This is a genomic window from Nonomuraea deserti, from assembly GCF_004348685.1.
GTDB lineage: Bacteria > Actinomycetota > Actinomycetes > Streptosporangiales > Streptosporangiaceae > Nonomuraea > Nonomuraea deserti.
This window is the reverse complement of the sequence record NZ_SMKO01000029.1, coordinates 1-12,714: the sequence shown is the minus strand read 5'-3', so window position 1 is coordinate 12,714 and position 12,714 is coordinate 1. Positions and strand designations below refer to the sequence as shown.

The 12,714-nt window shown below is 72.5% G+C and carries 13 protein-coding genes; 5 read left to right on the top strand and 8 right to left on the bottom strand.

Annotated elements, in window-relative coordinates:
* Positions 1-2: 2 nt before the first annotated feature.
* Entirely contained in the window at positions 3-857 is an 855-nt protein-coding gene (purU, locus tag E1292_RS14120; protein ID WP_132595593.1) for a formyltetrahydrofolate deformylase, read from the bottom strand.
* Between the two features lie 359 nt (positions 858-1,216).
* Between purU and E1292_RS14115 the strand changes: the two genes are divergently transcribed.
* The 4 genes from E1292_RS14115 to E1292_RS14100 all read left to right on the top strand — a co-directional run bounded on the left by E1292_RS14115 (position 1,217) and on the right by E1292_RS14100 (position 4,065).
* The gene (locus tag E1292_RS14115; RefSeq protein ID WP_132595592.1) at positions 1,217-2,167 is read left to right on the top strand and encodes an inorganic phosphate transporter; all 951 of its coding nucleotides are present in this window, start codon (positions 1,217-1,219) and stop codon (positions 2,165-2,167) included.
* Between the two features lie 26 nt (positions 2,168-2,193).
* Positions 2,194-2,850: a DUF47 domain-containing protein gene (locus tag E1292_RS14110; protein ID WP_246090109.1), complete on the top strand. Its 657-nt coding sequence runs from the start codon at positions 2,194-2,196 to the stop codon at positions 2,848-2,850.
* A 128-nt stretch (positions 2,851-2,978) separates the two neighbouring features.
* Positions 2,979-3,638 (top strand): YbgA family protein, encoded by a 660-nt coding sequence (locus E1292_RS14105; protein WP_246090108.1) that lies wholly within the window; start codon positions 2,979-2,981, stop codon positions 3,636-3,638.
* Positions 3,610-4,065, top strand: coding sequence for an NUDIX domain-containing protein (locus E1292_RS14100; protein WP_132595590.1), 456 nt, complete (start codon positions 3,610-3,612; stop codon positions 4,063-4,065). The genes E1292_RS14105 and E1292_RS14100 overlap by 29 nt, the downstream gene beginning before the upstream one ends.
* Here E1292_RS14100 and E1292_RS14095 read toward each other — a convergent pair.
* Genes E1292_RS14095 through E1292_RS14085 form a run of 3 tightly spaced genes read right to left on the bottom strand, consistent with a single transcriptional unit; the run spans position 4,046 to position 6,217 of the window.
* The gene (locus E1292_RS14095; RefSeq protein WP_132595589.1) at positions 4,046-4,789 is read right to left on the bottom strand and encodes an MBL fold metallo-hydrolase; all 744 of its coding nucleotides are present in this window, start codon (positions 4,787-4,789) and stop codon (positions 4,046-4,048) included. The genes E1292_RS14100 and E1292_RS14095 overlap by 20 nt on opposite strands.
* Positions 4,786-5,574 (bottom strand): hypothetical protein, encoded by a 789-nt coding sequence (locus E1292_RS14090; RefSeq protein ID WP_132595588.1) that lies wholly within the window; start codon positions 5,572-5,574, stop codon positions 4,786-4,788. The genes E1292_RS14095 and E1292_RS14090 overlap by 4 nt, the downstream gene beginning before the upstream one ends.
* A gap of 16 nt (positions 5,575-5,590) precedes the next feature.
* The gene (locus tag E1292_RS14085) at positions 5,591-6,217 is read right to left on the bottom strand and encodes a TetR/AcrR family transcriptional regulator (protein ID WP_246090107.1); all 627 of its coding nucleotides are present in this window, start codon (positions 6,215-6,217) and stop codon (positions 5,591-5,593) included.
* Between the two features lie 78 nt (positions 6,218-6,295).
* On the opposite strand from E1292_RS14085, the gene E1292_RS14080 reads away from it, so the two are divergent.
* Positions 6,296-7,222, top strand: coding sequence for a zinc-binding dehydrogenase (locus E1292_RS14080; RefSeq protein WP_132595587.1), 927 nt, complete (start codon positions 6,296-6,298; stop codon positions 7,220-7,222).
* 350 nt (positions 7,223-7,572) lie between these two features.
* Here the strand turns inward: E1292_RS14080 and E1292_RS14075 are convergent, their stop codons facing one another.
* The 4 genes from E1292_RS14075 to E1292_RS14060 all read right to left on the bottom strand — a co-directional run bounded on the left by E1292_RS14075 (position 7,573) and on the right by E1292_RS14060 (position 12,376).
* Positions 7,573-8,715: a pyridoxal phosphate-dependent aminotransferase gene (locus tag E1292_RS14075; RefSeq protein WP_132595586.1), complete on the bottom strand. Its 1,143-nt coding sequence runs from the start codon at positions 8,713-8,715 to the stop codon at positions 7,573-7,575.
* Positions 8,716-8,780: 65 nt separating this feature from the next.
* Positions 8,781-9,233 (bottom strand): hypothetical protein, encoded by a 453-nt coding sequence (locus tag E1292_RS14070; protein ID WP_132595585.1) that lies wholly within the window; start codon positions 9,231-9,233, stop codon positions 8,781-8,783.
* A 15-nt stretch (positions 9,234-9,248) separates the two neighbouring features.
* Positions 9,249-10,886, bottom strand: a complete 1,638-nt coding sequence (locus E1292_RS14065) for a tetratricopeptide repeat protein (RefSeq protein WP_132595584.1) — start codon at positions 10,884-10,886, stop codon at positions 9,249-9,251.
* Positions 10,887-11,155: 269 nt separating this feature from the next.
* Positions 11,156-12,376, bottom strand: a complete 1,221-nt coding sequence (locus tag E1292_RS14060) for a DMT family transporter (RefSeq protein ID WP_165974527.1) — start codon at positions 12,374-12,376, stop codon at positions 11,156-11,158.
* Positions 12,377-12,714: the final 338 nt, after the last annotated feature.

The window sequence follows — 12,714 nt, the reverse complement described above, 5'->3', positions numbered from 1 at the left end:
GCTCAGCGGGGGAAGACGACGGTCTTGTGCCCGTCGAGCAGCACGCGCTGCTCGGCGTGCCACGTGACGGCCCTGGCCAGCGCCACGCACTCCACGTCACGCCCGATGGCCGCGAGGTCCTCGGGCGAGTGACTGTGGTTGACCCTGGCCACCTCCTGCTCGATGATCGGCCCCTCGTCGAGGTCGGAGGTCACATAGTGGGCGGTGGCGCCGATCAGCTTGACCCCGCGGTCGTGCGCCTGGCGATAGGGCCTGGCGCCCTTGAACGACGGCAGGAACGAGTGGTGGATGTTGATGGCCCGGCCCGCCAGCTTCTCGCAGAGCTCCTCCGACAGCACCTGCATATAGCGGGCCAGCACCACCAGGTCGACCTGATAGTGCTCGACCAGCGCCAGCACCTCGGCCTCCTGCCTGGCCTTGGTCTCGGGCGTGATCGGCAGGTGGTGATAGTCGATGCCGTGCGCCTGAGTGAGCGGGCGCAGGTCGGGATGGTTGGAGGCCACCGCGACGATCTCGATGTCGAGCGACTTGGCCCGCACCCGGTAGAGCAGGTCGTTGAGGCAGTGGTCGAACTTGCTGACCATGATCAGCACCCGCGGCTTCCTCGCCACGTCGCGCAGCCTGAACTCCATGGCGAAGTCGGGCGCGAGCTCGGCGAAGGCGCTGGTGATCTCGTCCTCCCCCAGCGGGCCCGCGAACTGCACGCGCATGAAGAACCGGTGGGCGGCCCTGTCTCCGAACTGCTGGCTCTCGATGATGGTGCAACCGCGGGCGGCCAGCAGGCCGGAGACGGCGGCCACCACACCGGGCCGGTCGGGACACGACAACGTCAGTATGTACTCGGCGGGATCGGTCATGCCTTCACTCTCGCGGGCGTGGGGTTAGCGGGCGCCTTGCGGTCGGTCTGGGCAGCGTACAACCGAGGCGGCCGCGTCCGAGAGTACCTGCCGCGACGGGGTTTCCAATGTGCGGTCGAGGGCGGCGAAGTGTCCGGTCATGAGCGGCTGACCAGGGGTTGACCCCACGGGTCTCCGCCGGGCAATCAGCCGCAAAACGAGGTCTTCATCCATCTTCCACACGAACGCGGGTAGTTCTTGGTCATCGAGGAAAGACTGTATCCGGGGGTCACGGGGCAGTCGTCTTTCCGCCATGAGTGCCGTGAGTGGATCGAGCTGGCCCCGCCCGGGCAGGGCGGGCCGGGATGGAGCGCTTGCCGTTGGACGCCGTCGTGCTGATCGTGGTCGCCGGTCTGTTCGCCGTCGTTTCCGGGGTCAACGACGGCGGCGCCGTCCTGGCGACCGGCCTCAAACTGCCCACGGTGCGCCCGGCGACCGGTGTTCTCGTGCTGGTGCTGATGGTGGCGCTGGTTCCGCTGGTCACGCACCAGGTGGCGCTCACGTTCGTGACCAGGCTGGCCACCTTCGACGAGCCGGGCGGGCGGCTGGCGATGACGTGCGCGGTGGTCGCGGCGCTGATCGTGGTGACCGTGCTCAGCGCGAAGGGCCGGCCGACCAGCCTCACGCTCGCCGTCGTGGGCGGTCTCACCGGCGCCGGGCTGGGCTGGGGGCTGCCGGTCTCGGCCGGGTCGGTGGGGCTGGTGCTGGCGTTCGGGCTGGCGGCTCCCTTCGCGGGAGGCCTGCTGGCCTGGGTGCTCATCCGGGTCCTGGTCACCGTGACCACGGCGCGCGCGCTGCCGCGCTGGCACTGGGCGGGCTTCCTGCTCCAGACCCTCGCGTACGCGGCCAACGACGGGCAGAAGATGCTGGCCGTGTTCATGATCGCGCTGGGCTTCCCGGGCGCGCCGCTGACGTACACGTCGCTGGTGGCCGTCCTGTTCGGCCTCGGCACCCTGTACGGCCTGCCCAAGGCGGGCCGTACGCTCGGCCGCGAGATCATCGCCTCCAGGCCACCGCACGGAGTCGTGGCGGAGCTGGCCGCGGGCACGGCGGTGATCGCCTCCGCGTCCGTCGGCATGCCGGTGAGCATGACCCAGTCCATCGCCGGCGGGCTCATCGGCGCGGGCGTCGCGCAGGGGGGCGGCCGGGTCCGCTGGTACGCCGCCGTCAAGATCGTTGTTGCCTGGCTGCTGACCCTGCCGGCGAGCGGGCTGCTCGGCTGGGCGCTGGCGTCGATGGTGAAGGGGATCGCGAGCGTGGAACTGACATGAAGGGGAGGGCGAGCGGTGGAGCGCCGTTGCGCATCGAAGGCGGCCGGGCCGTGAAGCGGCTGCGGCGGATCCGCGACCTCATGACCGGTCGAATGGACAGCGCGCTCACGGAGGCGCTGCTCGGGCAGCTGGAGGCCACCAAGGAGGGCGCGTGGCTGGCCATGGCCATGATCGGCGGTGAGGTGGGCAGGACAGGCGCGCACGAGCAGATGCGCGCGATCGAGCACCTCGGCGACGAGGAACGGGCCCGGCTCGTCGACGAGCTCAAGACGGCCCTGGTCACGCCCATCGACCGCGAGGACCTGTTCAGGCTGTCGCGCTCGATCGACGACGTGCTCGACTCGCTGCGGGACTTCGTCCGCGAGTCCCATCTCTACCGGGTGCCCGACCAGATCCGCTTCACCCCCCTGCTCGACCAGGTCATCGTCGGCATCGACGCCCTGGAGAACGCCGTCCGCGACCTCGCCTCGCGTCCCTCCGCGGTGGTGCAGGACGCGCTGGAGGCGAAGAAGGCGGGCGGGGCCATCCGGCGGATGTACCAGTACGAGATCTCGCGGATCTTCTCGGGAGAGCTCACCGCGGACGCGATGAAGCAGCGCGAGCTGGTGCGCCGCCTGGAGATCGTGGGCGTGTCCATCGGCGACGCGGCCGACGCGATCGCCGACGGCGCGATGAAGCGCTGACGCGGGCAGGCCTCCTTGACGAAGGCCGGCACTGATCTTCCCTGGGTTGGTTGCCCGGCTCCGCGCCGCCGGGCTCCACTGTGAAGATGCCCGCCGTACGGCCTCGCGTGGCGGTCGCTCGCCTTCCCGTGAGCGACCGTCTCCTGGCCGGCGTGCTCGGGCCGTACGTCGAGTGGGTGCCCGGCAGGACGGCGGGGGAGATCGGCGTGGACGGCCGCGTCGCCGGCGGAGCCGTCGGCGGCGGCGAAGCGCTGCCGCTGCTCGTGGCCGGCGACGACGCGCGGGCGCTGGCGCGCTTCGCGGAGCGGATCTTCGCGCACGCCAGGCTGCGTACGTTGCTGGCCGGCGACTGGGGGCCGCGCGACCTGATCGAGTTCCACACCCGGCACAAGATGCAGGTGCTCGCCCACGACCCCGCGCGTTACCGCGAGGCCGGGCGTGTGGTGGCCGGGGCTGGCATCCGCCCGCCGGGTGCGGTGGCGGGCGAGTACGCCGAAGTGTTCCGGCGGGCACTCGCCACTCCCGCCACGGTCGGCAAGAACGTCAACGTGCTGCAGCACTGCCTCGGCATGCTCGGCCTCGACCCCGCCAGGCGGGACGAGGCGCTGGCCGCCATCGACGCCTACCGGGCGGGCCGGGCGCCGCTGAGCCGCCCCGCGACGCTGCTGCACCGGCAGGCCACCGGTTACGTGCGCGACCAGACGTACTTCGCGCCCTACCCGGACGGCCTGCGGGACGCCCTGGGTAGTCTCTTCCCGGATGAACACCCCACAGGAGAGCGTCAGTGACCGCCCCGCGGCGCGCGTCGTCTGTCTCGACCGTGACGGCCGGGTGCTGCTCATGCACTGGTACGACCCGGTCAGCCGGATGGACGTCTGGGAGCCGCCGGGCGGCGGCATCGACCCCGGCGAGACGGCGCTGGAGGCGGCCAGGCGCGAGCTGACCGAGGAGACCGGGCTGCCGGGCTCGGCCGTGTCCGGCAGATGCGTCGAGGTCGGACGGGACTTCTCGTGGCTCGGAGTCCGGTACGTGAAGACGGAGCCGTTCTTCCTGGCGGTGTTCGACGAGGTCCGTCCGAAGGTGGTCCCCAAGGCGCTGACGGAGGAGGAGCGCCACGTCTTCCGCGGCCACGCCTGGGCCGAGGAGCTGCCCGACGGGGTCGAGCCTCCCCTGCTGGCCGAGGTCGTGGCGGCGCTCACGGCAGATCCACGGTGACGCCCGCGGACGCGACCCCGAGGGGGCCGTCGTACGACGTGGCGGCCGCCTCCAGTGCGGGCTCGGAAGGGGTGTCCGGCCACAGGTGGGTGAGCAGCAGCCGGGCCGCGCCGGCCGACGCCGCGGTGCGGCCCGCGTCGAGGGCGCTGGACAGGTAAGGCGCATCCTCATCCGGCACCCGTTCCGGATATGTCGCCTCTGCCACGAACAAGTCCGCATCCTTCGCCAACGCCACCAAGGAGCCGGACGGCCCCGTGTCGCCGGTGTAGGCGATCACCCGGCCTCCGGCGCTCAGCCGCAGCCCCGCGTTGGGCACGTGGTGCGGCAGGTCGAAGGGGTCGAGGCGGAGGGGCCCGAGGTGCCGCGGAACGCCGGGCGCCAGCTCGTGCGCCACGAAGCTGCCGGCCAGCATGCGCCGGTTGTCCAGCGCCAGGACGGCGTCGAGCGCGCCCGGCGGAGCGTGGACGGGCAGCGGGGGAACGGACCGGCCGGCGAGCGCGCGGGCGCGCAGCAGCGGGTTGAGATCGGCGCAGTGGTCGGGATGGCCGTGGGTGACCAGCACCGCGTCGACCTCGCCGGCCTGCCGGCGCTCCAGCAGCCTGGGCAGCGTGGCGTAGCCGGGGTCGACGTAGAGCACGAAGCCCTCCTCCTCCACGACGTAACCGCTGCACGCCTGGCCCGCCGCCGGCCAGGCGCCGCATCCGCCCAGAACCGTGAACTTCACGCGTCGCCTCCCGCCGAGTGGCCCAGCTCCGCCAGCGTCGCCGCCAGCAGCCCGCGCAGGAGCGTGCCGGACACCTTCTCGTGCTCGGCCTCCACGGACAGCCCCTGGTTGACCTGCTCCTGGTAGAGCTCGCGTTCGCGCGGGCCGGTGTAGGGCTGCGCGGTCAACGCCACGGCCACGGTGGTGCGCGTGCCGCCCCTGGGCAGGACGGTCACGGCGTGCGTACGCAGGCAGGTCTCGTCGGGGGCGCCGTACCAGCCGCACTTGACCGCGGCCTCCGGCGAGCGTGTCGCCTCGCGCGCTCCGAACGTCTGCGCCCCCTCGACCTGCCGCATCCACTCCATGACGGTCGCCGCGGCCGGATCGCCCGCCGCCCCGGCCTGGGCGAGCACCGCGTACGCGGTCGCGACCTCGTCGGCGGCGACCTCGACCGAGCCGAACCTGGACGGGTCTCCGTTCGGCGGTGACCAGGCCACGCCCGTGCGCCGGCGGATGTCGTCGAGGATGACGCCGGGGCCGATGGCCAGCCACAGGTTGAGCGTGTCGGCGTTCGACGAGATGACCACGGCGGGCTCGGCGTGGCGCCGCCACCGCTCGGCGTCGGGGATGCGGCCCGCGCTCACCCACGCGTACAGGGGCTTGAGCAGGGAGGCGCAGCGCAGGCGCGCCATGCCCGACTTGATGCTCACCTGGCGGGCGGGCGGCCCGCCGTAGCCACGTCTGATGCCCGCGGCCTGGGCACTGGCACCGGCATCGAGGTCACGGAGCAGCTCGTTGAACGACACGCACCCCACCGTAGACCTACGGCGCGCTCCCCCATCGCCCTTCGTACCACTCGACGCTCGGCGGTTCTCCGGGCAGCTCGGTGGCGCCGGGCGCGCGCAGGCCGTCGAGCGCGATGGCCAGCAGGCGCTCCCTGACCTTGCGATGTCCCTCGTCGGGCGGGCCCGGAGCCGGGCGGCTGAACTGCTCCATGAGCAGCGAGATGTCCAGCGCCGTCACGTCGCTCCTGAGCACGCCCGCCTCGTGCGCCCTGGTGACGAGCCGGTCGGCGACCACCTCCGCCAGCCGGGCCACCCGCCACATCTCGCCGGTCACCTCGATGGTGCCCGCGATCGGGGCCAGCGCGCCGGAACGGAACTCCACGCACGTGCGTACGTACAGGACCAGGCCGTCCCACGGATCGGCCTCGGCCAGCCCGTCCTCCGCGGCCTCCACGGCACGCTCCATGGCGATCAGGCACAGGCGCTGGAGCAGCTCCTCCTTGGTGCGGTAGCGGCGGTAGAGGCTGCCCATGCCCAGGCCCGCCTGCTTGGCGATGGCCGACACCGGGGCGTCGAACCCCTGCGTGGTGAAGACCTCGTGCGCCGCCCGCAACAGGCGCAGATCGTTGCGCGCCGCCTCGGCCTGCCGGCCGCGTCTGCTCATGGGGTCCAGGATATTCCGGAGCGAACGGCTCCGTTACACTTGTCGGAGCGAATCGCTCCGATTAAGGGAGGTTGCGGCGTGCGCGCGGTGGTGGTGCGGCAGTGCGGAGGGCCGGAGGCGCTGGTCCTGGAGGAAATGCCCGACCCGGTCGCCGGGCCGGGGCAAGTGCTGATCAAGGTCATGGTGGCGGGCATCACGTTCGTGGAGACGCAGGTGCGGGCCGGTCGCGGGCCGCGGCCGGCCGAGCTGCCCGCGATCCTCGGCAACGGCGTGGCGGGCACCGTGCTGGCCACGGGCGAAGGCGTCGACCCCGCACTGGTCGGCACGCAGGTGGTGAGCACGCTCGGCGGTTACGGAGGTTACGCGGAGCTGGCGGTGGCCGGAGCCGGCGACCTCATCCCCATCCCGGAGAGCCTGTCGCCCGAAGTGGCGGTGGCGCTGCTCGCCGACGGGCGCACCGCGGTGGGCCTGGCGACCGCCGCGGCGCCCCGGCCCGGCGAGTGGGTGCTGGTGGAGGCCGCGGGCGGTGGCGTGGGGAGCCTGCTCGTGCAGCTCGCTCGCGACGCCGGAGCCCGCGTCGTCGGCGCCGCGAGCAGCGCCGCCAAGCGCGACCTCGCGGCCGGCCTGGGGGCGGAACTGACCGTCGACTACACCGACCCAGGCTGGACGGAGCTGGTCCGCGCGGCCACCGGCGGGCTCGACGTGGTCTTCGACGGCGTCGGCGGCGAGACCGGCGCGGTCGCGCAAGGATTGCTCAAGGACGGGGGCAGGATCAGCGTGTACGGCATGGCGGGCGGCCCGATGACCACGCCCGACCCGCGCGTGACGGCGGTCGCCTGGCCCGCGACGGACATGCGCGACCTGGCCCGGCAGGCGCTCACGCTGGCCGCCGCCGGGCGCCTGCGTCCCACCATCGGCGCCACGTTCCCCCTGGAGTCGGCCGCCGCGGCGCACGCGGCCATCGAGGCGCGCGGCGTAACCGGCAAGACCCTGCTCCGGATCTGACCGGCACCGGGCCGCGCCCCACCATCCGTCCCACCCCCGGCTTCGTCCTCGCGCGCCACCACGCCGACCGGCCCACACCGGCACCACGCGGACCCGGCGCATACCGGCAACACCCTGAGCGCCGCACCGGTGCGGGGCGCTGCAGGTGCTGGGCGCGGATGCCCATGCCCGTGCGAGTGCCCGTGCCCGTGCCCGTGCCCGCGCCCGTGCGCGCGCCGGGTGCCGGTTCGGGCGGGTGCCGGTTCGGGCGGGTGCCGGTTCGGGCGGGTGCCGGTGCGATGCGGTGCTGCGATGCGGGGTGCAGGCGGTGCAGGCGCCGGTTCGGGATTCGTGGGGGTTGGACAGGGTGGTCAGAGGGAGGTGGTGAAGCGGGCGCGGAGGTCGGCCAGGCGGTGCACGGGTTCGTTGCTGTAGACGAGGCGCACGTAGCGGGGGGCGACCGTCTCGCCCCACGCGGTCATCGGGGTGGCGGCGACGCGGCCGCGTTCGAGGAGGCGGGCGGAGAGGTCGGCCGCCGTCATGCCCAGGGCCTCGGCGTCCACCAGGCAGGACCAGCCGCCGCCGGCCCGGACCACGGGCAGCCCGTCGAGCTGCTGGACCACCGTGTCGTGGCGGGCCTGGTATTCGGCCACCGCCTCGGCGACGCCCGACGGCTCCCTGAGGGCGGCGGCGGCGCCGATCTGGTGGAAGCCGCTGGCCACGGTGGTGTTGTAGATGACCGCCACCATGATCCGGGCCATGACGTCCTGAGGGCCCGCGATCCAGCCGATGCGCCAGCCGATCATGCGATATTCCTTCGACATCGAGCCGATGATGATCGTCCGCTCGGCCAGCCCGTCCACCTGGCACGGGTGTACGCGGGGATGCCCGTCGAAGACGATGCGCTCCATGGCCGCGTCATAGACGAGGTAGGCCCCGGTGCGCTCGCAGACCCGGGCGACGGCGGCCCAGTCGTCGCGGTCGAAGACCACGCCCGACGGCATCGACGGGCTCATCAGCAGCAGGGCGGCCGCCGTGCGGACCTCGTCGAGGGCCGGCCTGTCCAGCCTCCAGAAGCCGCCGTCGACGCGCAGCGGCACGAGGTGCGGGCGCGCGCCGGACAACCGTACGCGCTGCAGCAGCCCCGCGTATGTCGGGTCGGTCAGCACCACCGGGTCTCCCGGCTCGGTGGTGGCCAGCAGCACGGGCATGACCGCCGACGTGCCGCCCGAGGTGATGGCGATCTGGCGGAGGGGGTCGAAGTCCAGCCCGGTGCGGACGCGCAGGTCTGCCGCGATCGCCTCGCACAGCTCCGGCAGGCCGGTGAACGGCAGCCAGCTGTTGCCCGTGCCCGCCGCCAGAGACTCCCTGGTCGCGGCGACGGCGGCGGGCGGTGGTGGGACGTCGGTGTCGAGGTTCTCCATGCGCAGCACGTCGGGGTCGGACCCGGCGGCGGCCGCCACCTGGTCGATGTCGAACGGCTGGACGTGCGCGAACCGGGAGTTGGGCCGCATGACAGGACCTCCGCGAGCGAGCGTGTTCCGTATATGGAACAACGTCCTCCCCGCCGCGGGATGTGTCAAGCGCCGGACCGCACCACCGCCACGGCCAGCGCGACGGGCACGAGCGCGACCACCGCCAGCACGGCGGCCACCCGCCACCGCCGCGCCACCCCCTTCTCCGTCACGAACGCCCCCACGGCTCCCGCCCCGCCGAAGGCCAGCGCGGCCGCGACGACGTGCACGAACGACGACGTCCACGAGGGCAGTGACTCGCCGGCCAGCCGGAACGCCACCAGCACCCCGGCCGCCGCCAGCGCCACCCGCCGCCCAGGCCGTACCCCGGCCCGCTCCAGCGCGCGGGCCGACCAGGCGAGCAGGCCCAGCGAGATCAGCACGACGACCCCGACGGCCGGCACCAGGCATCCCCAGTCGTCGCAGCCGACACCCGCCCACGCCAGGCGTACGGTGGCCCACCACAGCACTCCGAGCGCGGCGCACACTGCGGCAGCCCGCCCCACACGCCCCGTCATGGACTCATCGTCCCATCAGGACGGCAGGGCGGCCCGGCGCTCGTCCGCCTCCGCTTCGGTGTCGCGCCCCAGGGCCCGCAGGGCAACGGCCCGGTTGGCGTAGAGGTCGGGCTGGGGCTGGAGCTCGATGGCCCGCGACAGGTCCTCGGCCGCGCCCTCCACGTCTCCGGCGGTGAAACGCAGCACTCCCCGGTTGCCCCAGGCGGCCGCCAGCCGGGGCGCCTGCCCGACGGCCAGGTCCAGCACCACCCTGGCCTCGGCGAGCCGCCCCGCCGCCGTCTCCAGCTGGCCCAGCACCGTGAGCAGGTGCGGGTTGCCCGGGTCCAGCGCGAGCCCGGCCTGGACGTCTCCCCTGGCCTCGTCGTCCCTGCCGGCGGCGGCCAGCAGCCCGGCCCTGTTGATGTAGGCGTCCACGTACGCGGGGTCGAGCTCGATCACCCGGCCCAGGTCGGCCAGCGCCCCCTCGACGTCGCCCCGCACGGTACGCAGCTCGGCCCGGTTGTAGTGCGCCTCGGGCAGTGGCGGCCCGGCCCGCATGGCCTGCTCGAAGTCGGCCAGCGCCTCCTCGTGCCGGCCGAGCCCGAACAGCAGGTTCCCCCGCTCCAGGTAGTGGTCGGGGAAGACCGGGTCCACGGCGATCGCGGCGGCGTAGTCCTCCAGCGCCTCCTTGGTACGCCCGAGCGCGGCCAGCAGCTGGGCCCGGTTCGCCAGCAGCACCATCCGGTGCAGCGGGTGCCGCTCCCCCAGCTCGCCCGCGAGCTCGATGGCCGACTCGACCAGCGCCAGCGCGACGTGGAGCCGGCCGTGCCGCAGCTCGATCAACGCCAGGCCGTTGCGGTCGAAGCCGAGCTTGAACGCCCGCTCCAGGGGGTCGGGCAGGAGCGTGGAGATGGCGATCGCCTCGTTGACCCATTTCCTGGCCCTGACCAGGTCGCGGCGGGCGGGGTCGCGGTGGCGGGCATCGAGCATGGCGGTGCCGTACGCGCCGGCGGCGTGCATCGCCGGATCCTGGCTGACCTCGCGCACCCGCTCCCACACCGCGAGGGCGTCGGCGGTGCGGTCGAGCCCGCCCAGCGCGGTCGCCGTACGCTGGGCGAAGCGCCACCAGAGCGCGCCGCCCGGCTCGGTGCGTGACATGCCGAGCTCGCCCAGCTCGGCGACGGCGTGCAGGAAACCCTCCCGCACGCACCGGTCCACCACGGCCCGCAGCTCGTCGGCGTCGCGGTCGTCGGGCGGGTGCGGCGGTCCGCCGGAGAACACCGTGATCTCCAGCGTGGCGGGCGGGATCCGCCGCATCATGACCTCGAGCAGCTCGACGTCCGTGGCATCGGCCTCGGCGGCGTTGCACACCACGAGCGCCCGCCCGGGAGGCACGGCGTCGCGGAAGAACTCCGTGAGCCCGTTGGCCAGCCGCAGCGTGCGCCGGGGAGCGGGCACGAGGATGCGTTCCTCCTCGGACAGCTCCGCGTCTATCGTCACTCGCACGGCCGGCACGATCCCGTCCAGCTCCGGCGCGGCCGCCCTGATCTCGATGTCGTGCGCCGCCACGAGGTCTCTGGAGCGTTCCACAACGGACGGCACCAGGTGCCGCAACAACGCGGCGGCGACGGTGTACGGGCCACGCGGCCGCCGGTGCCCGTCGATCACCGGCATCAGCAGTCGCGCGAGCCCGGTCCGGACATGCGGTTCGCCCGGGACCCTGTGGTGAGACCTCGTCTCGGTCACCCCTTGTGAATGACGCTGGAGGTCCCCGCGAGCCTCACGGTGCCGGGCTTGCGGACGATGATGCGCTTCATGATGCACCTCTCCACTCGGGGGTAATTCCCCATTATTAGGGCACTCCACCGAATATCAAGGTTCATGCTAAATAAGTGGTGGATTAACGGATAAAAACCACTTGCCTTTTGAATGGTATTTGTAACCTATTGGGAGCGAAACCAGCGGTGCAATCCTGTGGTACGCGTACGTTCGGACTGCTCCATCAAGTCACACAGGCACCTGCCGAGCAGCGTGACCGACTGGCAGCAGCCGGGTCGGGGCAGGTTGCGTGCCCTGACGATGAGGGTGGCCCGCTCGATCAGCCGCTCCAGGCTCGGTTCGCCCCCGCCCTTGAGCGAGCGGGTGTGCCAGGGGCACGACGCGACGTCCTCGCAGGCGGTCTTGGCGATGATCGGCGACGGGGCGCCGTCCAGCCGCAGCGGATCCACCCGTTTGATCCTCAGGTCGGCGAGCCGTTTGGCGGCGGTCCTGGTGGCGCCCACGAGGAGATCGCGATGGCCCCGCCCGCGACGCAGGGCGGCCGACCTGGCCGGCAGTGCGAGGAGCATCGCCCCGGCCATCAGCCCGCCCCCGACGACCATGCTCCAGCCCATCGCCTCGTCGAACCAGATCACCGCGATCGCGGCCACCCAGACGGGTTGCGACGACATCAGGATCGCGCTGGGCACGGCGGGCACGTGCGCCTGGCCGTACGAGCGGGCCAGGAAGCCCAGCGCGCACGAGACCACCGACAGATGCGCCAGGACCGACCAGTCGTGCAGGCCGGTCGGCAGCACGATGCCGTCGCGCACGGCGTAGCCGCCCGTGAGCAGCCCGATGGTGAACAGCTGGATCACGGTCAACGCGTACGCGTGGAAGCCCACCCCGCGGTTGGACAGATGCGCGAGCAGGAGCGTGTGGCCGGAGTAGAGGGCGGCGGCGGCCAGCGTGACGCCGAGCGCGAGCACCGAGACCTCGTGGTCCTCCATCCCCTGCAGCAGCGTGAACACCATCATGCCGGCCAGCGCGAGCACGACCCCCGCCCAGATCCGCCGCGGCACCCTCGCCTTGTGCAGGATGAGCGCCAGGATCGGCGTGATCACCACGCTGCAGCCCACGGCGAACCCGGACACCGCCGACGGCAGCCCGTGCAGGGCGACCGCCTGCCCGACCTGCCCGAGCCCGAACATGACCCCGAGGATGATCCCGTAGATCCACGTCACCCGCGGAAGACCCCCGAGGCAGCCAGGCCTGATCGCGAGCAGCGTCAGCGCCGCGAGCACGTAACGCTCAGCGAGCAGATCCTCGACCGGTATACGGCCGATGAGATCCTTCATCAGCGGGAAGGCCGACCCCCAGGCGGCGCTGACGAACAAGAGAAGCACAGCTCCCAGGAGGGGGCGGGGAGCGGGCAAGACTGCCATGCCCAAAAGCATCTCACTACTATTCGCAGCCGTAGATGTACAGTGAGCAGCCGGTGATGGTCCTCTACAACTCGGTGTTAAGAGCCTCACCCGCGGGTTCGTACTTCCTTATCCGCGACAGTGGAAATCGGCCTTCGCTGATGGATCCGTCAGGCTGATCATCCGCAATCGTCCGCTTCACGAGAATGCCGCATGTCACTCTGCGTGACGGAAGCAGCCGGCGGACACGTCACGCCGGCAGCGCCGGAAGTGCGGGGAACGGTCACCCGAGGAGGGGGTCCGCCCCAGGAGGGGATGGG

Excerpts from the sequence above, each read along its gene's own strand:
- E1292_RS14065 (WP_132595584.1), bottom strand. The coding sequence starts at position 10,886 with ATGCCGGTGATCGACGGGCACCGGCGGCCGCGTGGCCCGTACACCGTC.
- E1292_RS14075 (WP_132595586.1), bottom strand. The coding sequence starts at position 8,715 with ATGCGGCCCAACTCCCGGTTCGCGCACGTCCAGCCGTTCGACATCGAC.
- E1292_RS14085 (WP_246090107.1), bottom strand. The coding sequence starts at position 6,217 with ATGAGCAGACGCGGCCGGCAGGCCGAGGCGGCGCGCAACGATCTGCGC.
- purU (WP_132595593.1), bottom strand. The coding sequence starts at position 857 with ATGACCGATCCCGCCGAGTACATACTGACGTTGTCGTGTCCCGACCGG.
- E1292_RS14100 (WP_132595590.1), top strand. The coding sequence starts at position 3,610 with ATGAACACCCCACAGGAGAGCGTCAGTGACCGCCCCGCGGCGCGCGTC.
- E1292_RS14070 (WP_132595585.1), bottom strand. The coding sequence starts at position 9,233 with ATGACGGGGCGTGTGGGGCGGGCTGCCGCAGTGTGCGCCGCGCTCGGA.